Below are 12,717 nucleotides of genomic sequence, written 5' to 3'. Positions count from 1 at the left end.
CGGGAGATCGGCGGCACTGCGCTGCCGATCTCCCCGCGATCAGAAGCGCGCCTTGAGCGAGGCCGTCGGCCCCTGCAGGCGAATCTTCAGCCGCGCGTCGGCCGTGCCGCTGTCGCGCGTGATGTCGATGTTGGTCACGTTGTAGGCCAGCACCAGGCCCACGTTCTTGACCGGGAACCACTCCACGCCGGCCGCGGCGTTGTAGATGTTGCCGTGCGAGCTGCCGCCGTTCTTCCACACGCCCGAGGCGTCGGCGAACAGCCGCAGGTCGGGCGTGATCGCATGACGCACGCCGATCTCGAGCAGCGGTGCGATCGCATCGCGGCTCGAGCTCTCGTTGAGCGTGCCGAACTGGCCGTTGACGCCCGCGAGCGCGCTCACGCCGAGCTTGATGCGGTAGTAGGCCGCGCCGGCACCGAGGCCCAGCACCGTGTTGCCCGAGCCGATCCACCACTTGTACGAGAGCTTGGCGAAATCGACCTGCGTGTCGACGTTGGCATTGCCGAAGGCCGCGATGGTGCCGAGCCCGCCGAGAGAGGTGCCGCCCGAGAGGCCGCCGGAATAGTCGCGCTTGTAGCGGAAGTAGTCGAACGAGAGGCCCTGCGTGTCGCCGAGCAGCACGTCGGCCGTGATGCGCGGCATGGTCACGCGACCGGGCTTGATGTCGCCGGTGCGCAGCGAGCCGTAGGGCGTGCCCACCGAGGCGTCGAACTTGGGATCGGCGGCATAGGCGCCGACGGAAAGGCTGAAGCGGTCGAGCGCCGGCGACGGGTCGGCGAGGGCGGGCGTGGCGGCTGCGAGCAGGCCGCCGCCGGCCAGGGCGGCGACGAGGGTGGCGTGGCCGCGGGCGCGCGAACGGAGCAAGGGCATGAAGAAGGTCCTTCGAAGAAGAGGCAAAAACTGAAACCCTCGGACCTGCGTTCGCTACGCCGCGAGGCCGGTCGGCCTGCGGTGTCGCTCGGGGTTCCGGGGCGCTGCTCCCTGTTGTTGACCCCCAAGTTATTAGGTGCGGCTCCCCGCGCGTATGCGTCGAAGCCGTCAGCGCCTGTAGGAGATTCGCCATGCCCGCGTTCGCCTTCAGCCGACGGCGATGTGCCGCGCGCCAGCCTAGGGCGCGACGCGGTTCGCGCCTCAGCGCCGCGCGATGTCGAGCTGCGTGACCGGCGCGCTGTCGTTGCCCCACGAGCCGCGGATGTAGGTCAGCACGGCCGCGAGGTCGGTGCCGTCGAGCGTCTCTCCGAAGGGCGGCATGCCGTAGGGGCGCGGATTGCCCGCGGTAGTCGGCAGGAAGCCGCCATGGCTCACGACCTGGATCAGGTTGACGGGTCGTGCCATGTTGACGGCGCGGCTGCCCGCGAGCGGCGGGTAGGCGCCCGGCGCGCCCTGGCCCTGGTCGCCATGGCAGTAGGCGCAGCGCTGGTCGTAGATGCGGTTGCCGCGCGCCATCTCGCCGGCATCGCGCCGGTAGGTGGAGGGGCGCGCGGGCTTGGCGTCTGCGGCCTCCTGCGCGACGGCCGGCAGGTCCTTGAGGTAGGCGGCCATCGCCGACAGATCGGCCTCGGACAGATGCTGCGTGCTCTCGAACACCACGTCGGCCATCGGGCCCATCACCGAGCCGCGCGGCGCGCTGCCGTTCTTCAGCAGCGCCACCACCTCGGTGGCGGGCCAGCCGGACACGCCGGCCTCGCGCGGATCGGCCAGCGAGGGCGCATACCAGTTCTGCACCGCGATCAGGCCGCCCGAGAGGCCGCGCTGCGTCTCGGTGGCGCCGAAGGCATTGCGGCTGCCGTGGCAGGCGATGCAGTGGCCCAGGCCGTCGACCAGGTAGGCGCCGCGGTTCCATTCGGCCGGCTTGCCCGCGTCGGCGACGAAGGTCTGCGGCGTGAAGAAGAGGGCGCGCCAGACGCCGAGGGCGGCCTGCGTGTCGTAGGGGAAGCGCAGGCGGTGCGGCCGGTTCGGCGTGTCGGCGGCCGGCAGGCTGCGCAGGTAGGCGTAGATCGCGTCGGAGTCCTCGCGCGTGACGCGCGTGAAGCTCGGATACGGGAAGGCGGGGTAGAGCAGCCGGCCGTCCTTCGAGCGGCCGTTGTGCATCGCGCGCCAGAAGTGCGCGCTGCTCCAGCCGCCGATGCCGTGCTGGGCATCGGGCGTGAGGTTGGTCGAGTGGATGGTGCCGAAGGGCGTCTCGATCGGCAGGCCGCCCGCGTAGGCCTGGCCGCCGCGCGTGGTGTGGCAGCCCGCGCAGTTGCCGGCCAGCGCGAGGTAGCGGCCGCGCTCGATGCGCTGCGGCGTGGCCTCGAAGGCCTCGGCCTGCTCGGGAATGGCGGCTTCGCCGCGCAGGTTGAGCGCGACCACGCCGCCGGCCACGGCGGCCAGCAGCAGCACGAGCACGAGCAGGGTCCAGAACAGGCGTTTGAGCGCGGTCATCGTCGCGGCCTCACTGCATGCCGCCGCAGGCCATCGGCAGCGGCGCGGCCGGCGCGGACACCGGCTTGGGGTTGGCGGGCATCGGCTGCACCGCGAGCCAGCTCGCGACGGCGTTGATGTCGGCGGTGGTCATGCGCCGTCCGATCTCGGCCATGCAGTCGGGCGCGAGCGCATGGCGCTCGTTGGTGAGCCAGGCGCCGAGCTGCGAGGAGACGTACAGGCGCGGCAGCCCCAGCAGGCCCGGGATCGCGGGCTGCACGCCAGTGAGTGCGGCGCCGTGGCAATGCACGCAGGCCGGGATGTTGCGCGTGGCGTCGCCCTCGAGCGCGAGCTGGCGGCCGCGCGCGAGCTGGGCGGGCGGCGCATCGCTGGTCGGCGAGACCGCGGCATAGGGCAGGTCGAGGCCGGCGAAGTAGTCCGCGATCTCCTGCAGGTAGGCGTCGGACATGTGGCGCACCATGTAGTTCATGTCGGTGTTGGAGCGCCGGCCGTCGCGGAAGCTGCGCAGCTGGTTGAACAGGTAGCCCGCGGGCTTCCCGGCCAGCCGCGGGAAGAAGGCCGCGTTGCCGGTCGAGCCCTGGCGGCCATGGCAGGCGATGCAGGCGGCCACGCGCTGCTCGATGGTGTCGGGGACGCCGGCCGGTTCGGCCGCGCGCGCGGGCTGCAGGCCGAAGGTCGCAACGGCCAGCGCCGCCAGCGTGGCGCGCAGCCCGTGGTGCAGTGGTCGCGAAGGAAGTCGCACGTGTCTCATGGCGGAAGGGCGCGGCTGCATCGGCCGCACGTCGTTGCTTCGTGGGAAAACGTCGTCGGGCCCGGCGCGGTGCCCCGGGGACGTCGTGACCATACCAGCGCGCGCACGCCGCGGCGTACGCTGGGACAAAAAGTCCCATCGGGCGCGCCGCACCGCGCAGCGCCGTAGCCACGGCGCTAAGCTGCGTCCCATGTCCACGCTCCACCCCCTGTCCACCACCACCGGTCCGCAGCGCCTGCTGTATGGCGGCATCGTCGGCGTCGCCATCGCGGCGATCCCCTGGCCACTGGGCCTGATGGCGCGCGGCCTGGCCGGCTGGTGCGCGGCCGTGCTGGTCTACCAGGTGCTGACCTGGTGGCTGGCCGACACCTTCGACGCCAAGCGCACGCGCGAACGCGCGCAGTCGCTCGACCAGCCGAACCTGATGATCCTGGTGTCGATGCTGGTGGTGGTGGGCGCGAGCGTGGTGGCGATCGCGATGCTGCTGCAGCAGGTCAAGCAGTTGAGCGGCATCGAGCGCGCGGTCCACATCGGGCTCGGGCTGGTGGCGCTCGCGGGCTCGTGGCTGATGATGCATTCCATCTACGCCTTCCACTACGCGCACCGCTACTACAACGACGAGAAGCACCGTGGGCCCGACGCGGGCGGCTTGGACTTCCCGGGCAAGCAGGACCCCGACTACTTCGACTTCCTCTACTACGCCTACGTGATCGGCATGACCTCGCAGGTGTCGGACGTGCAGGCCACCTCGCGCGAGATGCGGCGCATCACGCTGATCCACAGCGTGCTGGCCTTCGCCTTCAACATGCTGGTGCTCGCGCTGTCGGTCAACGTGGTGGCCGGCGCGATCTGATTTCGGCTCAGGCCTTGGCGGGGCGGGGCCAGAGCTTCACGAGGCCGGTCGACAGCGCCACGCCGCAGACGATCACCACGGCGCAGGTCAGCATCCACTGCGTGATGGTCTCGCCGAGGAACACGGCGCCGTAGAAGGCCGCGAACACCGGCACCAGGAAGGTCACGGTCAAGGCGCGCGCAGGGCCGGCGCGCTCGATCAGCCGGAAGAACAGGATGTAGGCCACGCCGGTGCAGGCGATGCCGAGCGCGAGCAGCGCGAGCCAGGCGCGCGCACCGGGCATCTGCGCGGGCCAGAGCCAGATCGCGGGCACGGCGAGGAACAGCGAAGCGCCGATCTGGCTGCCGGTGGCAGTGGCGAGCGGCGGCACGCCGGTGAGGAAGCGCCGCGTGGCGCTGGCCGAGATGCCGTAGCACAGGCAGGCCGCGAGGCAGGCCAGCATGGCCCACAGCGCCGCGAGGTTGCTGGCGCCGGTGTGCAGGCCGGCGCCGCCGCTGGCGAGCATGGCGACGCCGATGAAGCCGATCACCAGGCCGACCAGCCGCGAGCCGTCGGGCCGCTCGCGGAACCAGGCCCAGGCCACCAGCGCGCCGAACATCGGCGTGGCCGCGTTGAGCACGGCGGCGAGGCTGCTGTTGATGCTGAGCACCGCGAAGCTGAACAGCGCGAAGGGCAGGCCCGAGTTGAAGACGCCGACCGAGAAGCTGGGCTTCCAGTGGCGCGCGAGCGCGGGGCCCTGGCCGCGCAGCAGCGCGATCGGCAGCAGGAACAGCGCGGCGATGCTCACGCGCACCGCCGCGGTCGGCAGCGCGCCGAACTCGGCGGCGCCGATGCGCATGAACAGGAAGGAGGCGCCCCAGAGCGCGCCGAGCAGCACGAGGTCGACGAGCCAGCCCTTGGGCTTGGGTGCGCCGGCGGCAGTGGTGGTGGAGGTGGTCATGCGGTGTTGTCGTTGTGTGTTCTCTTGCGCCTGGCCGTGGGCCAGGCGTTCCCGACCCGCGAGCCTAACGCACGCCTTCGAGCTCGAGCAGCGCGCTCTTGCGCTCGAGCCCGCCGGCATAGCCGGTCAGCGAGCCGTTGGCGCCGAGCACGCGGTGGCAGGGCACGATCACGCTGATCGGGTTGCGGCCCACGGCCGCACCCACCGCGCGCACCGCGGCCGGGTTGCCGACGTTCGCGCTCAGCGCGCCGTAGCTGGTGGTGGCGCCCGCGGGGATCGCGAGCAGCGCCTGCCACACGCTCTGCTGGAACGCGGTGCCGTGCGACAGGTCGAGCGGCAGCTCGAAGCGGTCGCGCTTGCCGGCGAAATAGTCGCGCAGCTGTGCGGCCGTTTCGACGAACACCGGGTGGTCGTCGCGCGTCTGCCAGCCCGTGGTGTCGGGCCAGTGGCGCTGCTGGTCGAACCAGACACCGGCCAGGCCGGCGTCGGTGGCGGCCATGGTGATGCCGCCGAGCGGGCTGTCGTAGTGCGAGGTGTAGATGACGGTCTTCTTGAACTTCATGGCTTTTCAGGCGGTGAGGCCTGCCGTTGGGTTGGAAGGGATATCCGCGGCGGCTGGCTCGACGGACGGCGTGGAAGGGACGGGTGCGTGCCAGGCGCGCAGCACCGCATAGCTGCGCCACGGGCGCCAGGCCTGCGAGGCCTCGCTCGCGGCGCGCGCGGTGCTCACGCCCAGCGCCTTCTGCAGCGCGACGTCGCCGGCCGGAAAGGCATCGGGCCAGCGCAGCGCGCGCATCGCGATGTACTGCGCGGTCCAGGCGCCGATGCCCGGCAGTTCCTGCAGCGCGGCGATGGTCGAGGGCACGTCGGCGCCCGCGTGCAGCGGCAGCCGGCCTTCGGCCGCGGCGCGCGCCAGCGCATGCAGCGCGGCCTGGCGCTGGCGCACGATGCCGAGCTGGCCCAGCGCATCGCCGCTGGCGGCCGCGATGGCGGCGGGCGTGGGGAACAGGCGGTCGAGCCCGTCGATGGGCGTGGCGATCGGTTCGCCGAAGGCCTCGACCAGCCGCGAGCCCAGCGTGCGCGCCGCGGCCACCGTGATCTGCTGGCCCAGCACCGCGCGCACCGCGAGCTCGAAGCCGTCGACCGTGCCCGGCACGCGCAGCCCGTCGCCATGCGGAAAGGCGTCGTGCAGCGCGGCGTTGATGGCCATCGGGTCGGCGTCGATGTCGAGCATGGCGCGGGCGCGGCTGATCACCACCGGCAGCACCGGGGCCAGCGAATTGCTGACCGACAGCAGCATCTGTTCGCGCGCCATGTCGAAGCGCAATTGCAGCCAGCCCGCATGCACCTGCGCACCGTGCTGCACGCGCAGCGTGCGCGCCAGCCGCGTGAAGGCCGGGGCCGGCGCCTTGGCGTTCTTGCCGGCGGTGGGCACCTTGCCGTCCTCGGCCGTGATGCTCTCGACCCCGCGCAGCGCGCGCCGCGCGAAGAAGCCGAGCATCGCGTTCGGGTCGTAGGGCGGGCGAAAGCCCAGCCGCACCTCGATCGCGCGGCCGTCGCCGCCCTCGGCGCCGCCGGCGCGCCGCAAGGCGCTCGGATTGAGCCCGTAGTGCTCGACGAAGGCCGCGTTGAAGCGGCGCACGCTCGCGAAGCCGCTGGCCAGCGCCACCTGCGTCATCGGCAGGCGGGTGTCGGCGATCAGCTGCTTGGCCGCGAGCAGGCGGCGCGTCTGCAGGTACTGCAGCGGCGAGACGCCGAACTGGGCCTCGAAGATGCGGCGCAGGTGGCGGTCGCTGACACCGAGCCGGGCCGCGATCTGCGCGGCGCCCGGGCCCTCGTCGGTCCAGGCGTCGGGCTCGTCGATCAGCCGCGCCGCCTGCTGCGCGAGGATGCGCGAGGCATCCTCGGTCGACCAGTTGGCCGTGCCCATGGGCCGCGGCGCCAGTTCGGGCCGGCAGCGCAGGCAGGGGCGGAAGCCCTCGGCCTCGGCCTGGGCCGCATGGCGGAAGAAGCGGCAGTTCTCGCGCCGCGGCAGCTTCACGCGGCAGACCGGGCGGCAGTAGATGCCGGTGGAGGTCACCGCGGTGAAGAACGAGCCGTCGAAGCGCGCGTCGTGCGTCTTCAGCGCCAGGTAGCAGGCATCGCTCTCGAGCACGTCGGGGGAGGCGTTGGCGTTTGTCATGGGCCAAATATTAAGGTTTCGAGGCGTTTCGACTGGCCGTTTTCGGACATGTGGGTACCCCTGGCGATGCCTACAATCCCCGGGTCCACGAATCCTGAGGGGAATCCTTTTTCATGCAGTTCAGCGCCTCGATCTTCAAGGCCTATGACATTCGCGGCGTGGTGCCCTCCACGCTGGACGCCGAAGTGGCACAAGCCTTGGGTCGGGCCTTCGGCAGCGCGGCCCGCGCCGCCGGCGAAAAATCCGTGGCCGTGGGGCGCGATGGCCGCCTGTCGGGCCCTGCGCTCTCCGAAGCGCTGATCCGTGGCCTGGTGGCCGCCGGCATCGAGGTGATCGACGTGGGCGCGGTCACCACGCCCATGCTGTACTTCGCGGCCCACACGCTTGCCACCAGCGGCATCCAGGTCACGGGCAGCCACAACCCCAAGGACTACAACGGTTTCAAGATGGTGCTGGCTGGCCGCGCGATCCATGGCGACGAGATCCAGGCGCTGCGCAAGGCCATGGAAGACGGCAGCGCGACGCTCGCGCCCGGCGGCAGCGTGCGCCGGGTCGACGTGACCGAGGCCTACGTGCAGCGCATCGTGGGCGACGTGCGGCTCGCGCGGCCGATGAAGATCGTGGTCGATTCGGGCAACGGCATCGCCGGTGCGACGGCTCCCGCGATCTTCCGCGCCCTGGGCTGCGAGGTGACCGAGCTGTTCAGCGAGGTCGACGGCAACTTCCCGAACCACCATCCCGACCCCAGCAAGCCCGAGAACCTGAAGGACCTGATCGCCGCGCTGCAACAGGGCGACGCCGAGCTGGGCCTGGCCTTCGACGGCGACGGCGACCGGCTGGGCATCGTCACCAGGGATGGCCAGAACATCTTCCCCGACCGCCAGATGCAGGTGTTCGCGCAGGACGTGCTGTCGCGCGTGCCGGGCGGCACCATCGTCTACGACGTGAAGTGCTCGCAGCGCCTGGGCCCGGCGATCGAGGCCGCGGGCGGCAAGCCGCTGATCTTCAAGACCGGCCATTCGCTGATCAAGGCGAAGATGAAGGAACTCGATTCGCCGCTGGGCGGCGAGATGAGCGGCCACATCTTCTTCAAGGAACGCTGGTTCGGCTTCGACGACGGCACCTATGCCGGCTGCCGCATGCTCGAGATCCTCAGCAGGAGCCCGAACGCGAGCGACGTGCTCAACGCGCTGCCCACGAGTTTCTCCACGCCCGAGCTCAACGTGAAATGCGCCGAGGGCGAGCCGCACGCGGTGGTCGAACAACTGCTGAAGGCGGCGAGCTTCGAGGCTCCGGCGCAGGTGTCGACCATCGACGGCCTGCGCGTCGATTGGCCCGACGGCTTCGGCCTGATCCGCGCCTCCAACACCACGCCGGTGCTGGTGCTGCGCTTCGAGGGCCAGACCCAGGCGGCGCTCGAACGCATCCAGGCCCGCATGCTGGCGCTGCTCCAGACCGTCAAATCCGACGCTGCGCTCGCCGCCGCGGCGCACTAGGGCAAGAGCACCGTGCGTTCATTGCTGCTGCGCCTGTACGGCGCCTTCACCACCCTGGCCCAGCCGCTGGTGCGCCGCAAGCTGCGGCGCCGCGCGGCGGCCGAGCCCGGCTACGCGGTGGCGGTCGAGGAGCGCTTCGGCCACTACGACGCCGCCACCACCGGCCACGCCCAGTGCTGGGTGCACGCGGTCTCGCTCGGCGAGACGCGCGCCGCCGCCATCCTCATCGAGGAGCTGCGGCGCCAGTTCCCCGAGATCCCGATCCTGCTCACGCACGGCACCGCCACCGGCCGCGAGGAGGGCGCCAAGCTGCTGCGCGAGGGCGACACGCAGGTCTGGCAGCCCTGGGACACGCCGGGCGCCGTGGCGCGCTTCCTCGACCGCTTCCAGCCGCGCATCGGCGTGCTGATGGAAACCGAGGTCTGGCCCGAGATGGCCGCGGCCTGCGCCGAGCGCCGCATCCCGCTGGTGCTGGCCAATGCGCGGCTCAACGAGAAATCGCTGGCTTCGGCCGAGCGGCTGGGCTGGCTGGCGCGGCCGGCCTATTCGGCGCTGAGCGCGGTCTGGGCCCAGACCGAGGCCGACGCGCACCGGCTGGTGTCGCTGGGCGCCAAGGTCTCGGGCATCTACGGCAATCTCAAGTTCGACGCCACGCCCGACGTGCGGCAGCTGCATGCGGCCGCCAAGCTGCGCGGCACGCTGCCCAAGCCGATCGTGGTGCTGGCCAGTTCGCGCGACGGCGAGGAACGCCTGCTGCTCGAGGTGCTGCGGCGCTTCGGCGCCACCGCGCCGGTGCCGCCCGAGCAGGGTGCGGTCCGCTCGATCTCGAAGCGGGTGCACGACGTGCAGTGGATGATCGTGCCGCGCCATCCGCAGCGCTTCGACGAGGTGGCTGCGCTGATCGAGGCCGAGGGCTTCGCGGTGGCGCGCCGCAGCACGGCGGGCCAGCCGGCCGAGGCCGAGATCTGGCTCGGCGATTCGCTCGGCGAGATGGCGCTGTACTACGGCCTGGCCGACGTCGCGCTGCTCGGCGGCAGCTTCGAACCCCTGGGTGGCCAGAACCTGATCGAGCCCGCGGCCTGCGGCTGCCCGGTCGTGATGGGACCGTCGACCTTCAATTTCGCGGAGGCCGCGCAGTTGTCGCTCGCGGCCGGTGCCTCGCTGCGTGTCGAGACCATGGAACAGGCCGTGACCAGCGCGCTCAAGCTGGTCGAGAACCGCGAGCGCCGCGAGGCGATGTCGCAGGCCGCGCAGGCCTTCTCGTCCTCGAACCGCGGCGCGGCCGAGCGCACGGCGGCCGCGGTGCTCACGATCGCGATGGCGGCCGAGCCCGAGGAACCGGTGGAGCCGGCGCTGGCCGACGAGCCGGCGAAGCCGCCGGCCCAGGCTGCGCAGCCGGCAGCTGAAGGCCCGCGCGAACGCGCGGAGCCCACGCTCGACTAGGGTTTCAGCGCCCCGGGTTCAGCACCGGCGGCGGCGGCGGTGCCACGGGGATCGCGGGCGGCGGCGGATTGAACGGCGCCACCGGCACCGGCGGCACCACCGGCACGCTGGGCCGCGCGGGCGGCACGGCCACGGCGTTCGGATCGGCCGGCGTGGTCGATGGGGCCGGCACCGCGGGCACGCTGCCGTTCTTCGCCAGCGTGGCGTTGATGGCGTCCATGTCGGCCACGGTCAGCGTGCCGTTGGCCTGGCGCAGCTTCAGGTTGCCCAAAAGCACGTTGTAGCGCGCCTGCGCGAGGTCGCGCTTGGTCTGGTAGAGCTGGCTCTGCGAATTGAGCACGTCGATGTTGATGCGCACGCCCACCTGGTAGCCCAGGCGGTTGGCGTCGAGCGCGCTCTGGCTCGAGGCCTCGGCGGCCTCGAGCGCCTTGACCTGGCCCGCGCCCGAGACCAGCCCGAGGTAGGCCGCGCGCGTGGCCTGCGCCACGTTGCGGCGCGTGCCGTCGAGCACGCTGCGCGACTGGTCCTCGAGGGCCAGCGTTTCCTTGATGCGGTTCTCGGTCGCGAAGCCCGCGAACAGCGGCAGGTTGAAGGTCACGCCCACGGTGGCGGCGTTGATGCGCGTGCCCACGGTGCTGGTGCTGGTGCCGTTCGGGTTGCGCGTGACGTTGTAGCCGAGGTTGGCGTCCAGCGTGGGCTTGTGGCCGGCGCGCGCCTTCTCGATCTCGAGGCCCGCCACGTCGACGCCGAGCTGCGCCTGGCGGATCGCCGGATGCCCGGCGTCGGCCTGCGAGACCCAGGCCTCGATGTCGGCCGGCTGCGCGGTCGGCAGCACCACCGGCACGGCCAGCGGCACCGGCACGCTGCCGGGGCGGCCCACCAGCTGGTCGAGCACGATCTTCTTCACGCGCAGGTCGTTCTCGGCCGCGATCTCCTGCGCCACCACGAGGTCGTAGCGGGCCTGGGCCTCGCGCGAGTCGGTGATGGTGGAGGTGCCGACCTCGAAGTTGCGCTTGGCCGAGGCGAGCTGCTCGGACACGGCCGCCTTCTGCGCGCGCACCAGCGACAGGCTGTCCTGGCTCGCGAGCACGTCGAAATAGGCTTGGCTCACGCGCACGATCAGGTCCTGCTCGGCGATGGTGAACACCGACTGCGCGATCTCGGCCTGGCGCTTGCCCTGCTCCCAGGTGGCCCAGTTGGCGGGCCGGTACAGCGGCTGGGTGGCGTTGATGCCGACGTTCTGCTGCGTGAAGTCGCGCGAGGAACTGCCCTGCTGGTTGCCAGTGATGACGTCGATGTCGAGGTTGTTGCGGTTCACGCCCGCGCTGAGCCCGACGGCCGGCAGGATGCCGGCCTTGGCCTGCGCCGCGCGCGCCACGCTGGCGTCGTACTGGGCGCGCGCGCCCTGGTAGGTGGCATCGAAGCCACGCGCCGATTCGTAGAGTTCGTTCAGTGTCTGGCCCTGGGCCGGCGATGCGAGCAGCGTGGCAAGAAGGCTTGCGATGGCTGCGGAAAGAGGCAGGAGCCGGGGCCTGGGAGGCATTGAAAGTCCTTGGGAGCGGAAGAATCAGTAGCGCGGCACGGCGGGGTCGTGCTGCGCGGACCAGGCGTCGATGCCGCCGGCCACGTTGGCCAGTTGCGCAAAGCCGTTCTGGTGCAGGAAGGCGGCCACGCGCTGGCTGCGGGCGCCGTGGTGGCACAGGCAGGCGATGCGCTGGTTCTCGTCGAGCTCGGACAGGCGCGCGGGGATCTCGTTCATCGGGATCGCCAGCAGCGTGAAGCCCGCCGGGGCGACGCTCGCGGTCTGCAGCTCCCAGGGCTCGCGGACGTCGAGCAGCACGGCGGGTGCGTCGGCGTCCTGTGCAAACCAGGCGGCGAGGTCGGCGGGGCGGACTTGATCGATCATGCGGTGGGCCCGGATCAGAACGCGAAGCGCGACGGCTCGGGGAAGTTCAGCAGGCGCGGCGCCACCGTGTCCCAGGGCTGGATCGTGTCCCACTTGCTCTCGCTGCTGCGGGTCACGAAGTGGGCGCGCATCATGGGTTCGTCGCCGACGATCGCCGCCAGGCGGCCACCGACCTTGAGCGAGCCGAGCAGGTTCTGCGGAATGCGCGCGACCGAGCCGCTGAGCACGATCACGTCGAAGCTCGGGCCGCTGGGCAGCGGCACGGCGCCGTCGGCATGGCGCACCTCGACATTGGTCACGCCGTTCTGGCGCAGGGTCTCGGCGGCGCGGGCGGCCAGCTCGGGGTTGATCTCGAGCGACAGCACCTTGGCGGCGCGGGCGCCGAGCAGGGCGGCCATGAAGCCGGAACCGGTGCCGATCTCGAGCACCGATTCGTGCTTCTGCACGTGCAGGTCCTGCAGCGTGCGCGCCTCGACCTTGGGCGACAGCATGAATTCGCCGGGCACCGAGCCGTCGAGCAGCGGCAGCTCCATGTCGAAGAAGGACAGCGCGCGGTGCGCCTCGGGCACGTAGTCCTCGCGGCGGATGACCGCCAGCAGGTCGAGGATTTCCAGGTCCAGCACATCCCAGGGGCGGATCTGCTGTTCGATCATGTTGAAGCGCAAGCGCTCGAGGGTGGGGGCGGTGCTCATGGGTTTTCCTTCTGGGGGCGGGTCAGGACA

General features: G+C 71.5%; 12 protein-coding genes. 3 read left to right on the top strand and 9 right to left on the bottom strand.

Translation table 11 applies throughout. The annotated features are described in order from the left end of the window. Window positions 1–39: 39 nt before the first annotated feature. The 3 genes from R0232_RS25120 to R0232_RS25110 all read right to left on the bottom strand — a co-directional run bounded on the left by R0232_RS25120 (window position 40) and on the right by R0232_RS25110 (window position 3,175). On the bottom strand, window positions 40–870 hold the full coding sequence (locus R0232_RS25120) for a hypothetical protein (protein ID WP_431509811.1): 831 nt from the start codon (window positions 868–870) through the stop codon (window positions 40–42). 261 nt (window positions 871–1,131) lie between these two features. Further along, complete coding sequence (locus R0232_RS25115) at window positions 1,132–2,424, bottom strand: c-type cytochrome (protein ID WP_431509810.1); 1,293 nt, start codon at window positions 2,422–2,424, stop codon at window positions 1,132–1,134. Between the two features lie 10 nt (window positions 2,425–2,434). Further along, on the bottom strand, window positions 2,435–3,175 hold the full coding sequence (locus R0232_RS25110; protein ID WP_431509809.1) for a c-type cytochrome: 741 nt from the start codon (window positions 3,173–3,175) through the stop codon (window positions 2,435–2,437). 190 nt (window positions 3,176–3,365) lie between these two features. On the opposite strand from R0232_RS25110, the gene R0232_RS25105 reads away from it, so the two are divergent. Continuing rightward, window positions 3,366–4,028 (top strand): DUF1345 domain-containing protein, encoded by a 663-nt coding sequence (locus R0232_RS25105; RefSeq protein ID WP_296781297.1) that lies wholly within the window; start codon window positions 3,366–3,368, stop codon window positions 4,026–4,028. Between the two features lie 7 nt (window positions 4,029–4,035). Here the strand turns inward: R0232_RS25105 and R0232_RS25100 are convergent, their stop codons facing one another. From R0232_RS25100 to R0232_RS25090, 3 genes are all read right to left on the bottom strand, one after another. After that, on the bottom strand, window positions 4,036–4,968 hold the full coding sequence (locus R0232_RS25100) for a DMT family transporter (RefSeq protein WP_296781298.1): 933 nt from the start codon (window positions 4,966–4,968) through the stop codon (window positions 4,036–4,038). Window positions 4,969–5,032: 64 nt separating this feature from the next. Then, a complete protein-coding gene (locus R0232_RS25095) occupies window positions 5,033–5,530 on the bottom strand; it encodes a methylated-DNA--[protein]-cysteine S-methyltransferase (RefSeq protein ID WP_093340123.1) in 498 nt (165 codons plus the stop codon). Window positions 5,531–5,536: 6 nt separating this feature from the next. Continuing rightward, window positions 5,537–7,150 carry a DNA-3-methyladenine glycosylase 2 family protein gene (locus tag R0232_RS25090; RefSeq protein ID WP_431509808.1) on the bottom strand — a complete coding sequence of 538 codons (1,614 nt, stop codon included), beginning with the start codon at window positions 7,148–7,150 and terminating at the stop codon, window positions 5,537–5,539. A gap of 113 nt (window positions 7,151–7,263) precedes the next feature. On the opposite strand from R0232_RS25090, the gene R0232_RS25085 reads away from it, so the two are divergent. Continuing rightward, a complete protein-coding gene (locus R0232_RS25085) occupies window positions 7,264–8,646 on the top strand; it encodes a phosphomannomutase/phosphoglucomutase (RefSeq protein WP_431509807.1) in 1,383 nt (460 codons plus the stop codon). 12 nt (window positions 8,647–8,658) lie between these two features. Then, window positions 8,659–10,089 carry a 3-deoxy-D-manno-octulosonic acid transferase gene (locus R0232_RS25080; RefSeq protein WP_431509806.1) on the top strand — a complete coding sequence of 477 codons (1,431 nt, stop codon included), beginning with the start codon at window positions 8,659–8,661 and terminating at the stop codon, window positions 10,087–10,089. 4 nt (window positions 10,090–10,093) lie between these two features. Here the strand turns inward: R0232_RS25080 and R0232_RS25075 are convergent, their stop codons facing one another. From R0232_RS25075 to R0232_RS25065, 3 genes are read right to left on the bottom strand one after another with little or no spacing between them, the layout of a single operon-like run. Beyond that, window positions 10,094–11,632, bottom strand: coding sequence for a TolC family outer membrane protein (locus R0232_RS25075; RefSeq protein WP_296781302.1), 1,539 nt, complete (start codon window positions 11,630–11,632; stop codon window positions 10,094–10,096). Between the two features lie 24 nt (window positions 11,633–11,656). Then, the gene (locus R0232_RS25070) at window positions 11,657–11,995 is read right to left on the bottom strand and encodes a rhodanese-like domain-containing protein (RefSeq protein ID WP_057596286.1); all 339 of its coding nucleotides are present in this window, start codon (window positions 11,993–11,995) and stop codon (window positions 11,657–11,659) included. Window positions 11,996–12,009: 14 nt separating this feature from the next. After that, the gene (locus R0232_RS25065; protein ID WP_093340116.1) at window positions 12,010–12,687 is read right to left on the bottom strand and encodes a protein-L-isoaspartate O-methyltransferase family protein; all 678 of its coding nucleotides are present in this window, start codon (window positions 12,685–12,687) and stop codon (window positions 12,010–12,012) included. Between the last annotated feature and the right edge of the window lie 30 nt (window positions 12,688–12,717).

Origin of the sequence: Variovorax sp. DAIF25 (genome assembly GCF_050711835.1) — a bacterium.
Taxonomy (GTDB): Bacteria; Pseudomonadota; Gammaproteobacteria; order Burkholderiales; family Burkholderiaceae_C; genus Variovorax.
The sequence above is the reverse complement of the archived record's forward strand: the minus strand, read 5'-3'. Positions and strand labels throughout refer to the sequence as shown.

Bases quoted from the DNA above. Each gene is read 5' to 3' on its own strand.
- R0232_RS25100 (WP_296781298.1), bottom strand. From the start codon at position 4,968: ATGACCACCTCCACCACCACTGCCGCCGGCGCACCCAAGCCCAAGGGC.
- R0232_RS25090 (WP_431509808.1), bottom strand. From the start codon at position 7,150: ATGACAAACGCCAACGCCTCCCCCGACGTGCTCGAGAGCGATGCCTGC.
- R0232_RS25110 (WP_431509809.1), bottom strand. From the start codon at position 3,175: ATGAGACACGTGCGACTTCCTTCGCGACCACTGCACCACGGGCTGCGC.
- R0232_RS25070 (WP_057596286.1), bottom strand. From the start codon at position 11,995: ATGATCGATCAAGTCCGCCCCGCCGACCTCGCCGCCTGGTTTGCACAG.
- R0232_RS25075 (WP_296781302.1), bottom strand. From the start codon at position 11,632: ATGCCTCCCAGGCCCCGGCTCCTGCCTCTTTCCGCAGCCATCGCAAGC.
- R0232_RS25065 (WP_093340116.1), bottom strand. From the start codon at position 12,687: ATGAGCACCGCCCCCACCCTCGAGCGCTTGCGCTTCAACATGATCGAA.
- R0232_RS25095 (WP_093340123.1), bottom strand. From the start codon at position 5,530: ATGAAGTTCAAGAAGACCGTCATCTACACCTCGCACTACGACAGCCCG.
- R0232_RS25105 (WP_296781297.1), top strand. From the start codon at position 3,366: ATGTCCACGCTCCACCCCCTGTCCACCACCACCGGTCCGCAGCGCCTG.
- R0232_RS25120 (WP_431509811.1), bottom strand. From the start codon at position 870: ATGCCCTTGCTCCGTTCGCGCGCCCGCGGCCACGCCACCCTCGTCGCC.
- R0232_RS25085 (WP_431509807.1), top strand. From the start codon at position 7,264: ATGCAGTTCAGCGCCTCGATCTTCAAGGCCTATGACATTCGCGGCGTG.
- R0232_RS25115 (WP_431509810.1), bottom strand. From the start codon at position 2,424: ATGACCGCGCTCAAACGCCTGTTCTGGACCCTGCTCGTGCTCGTGCTG.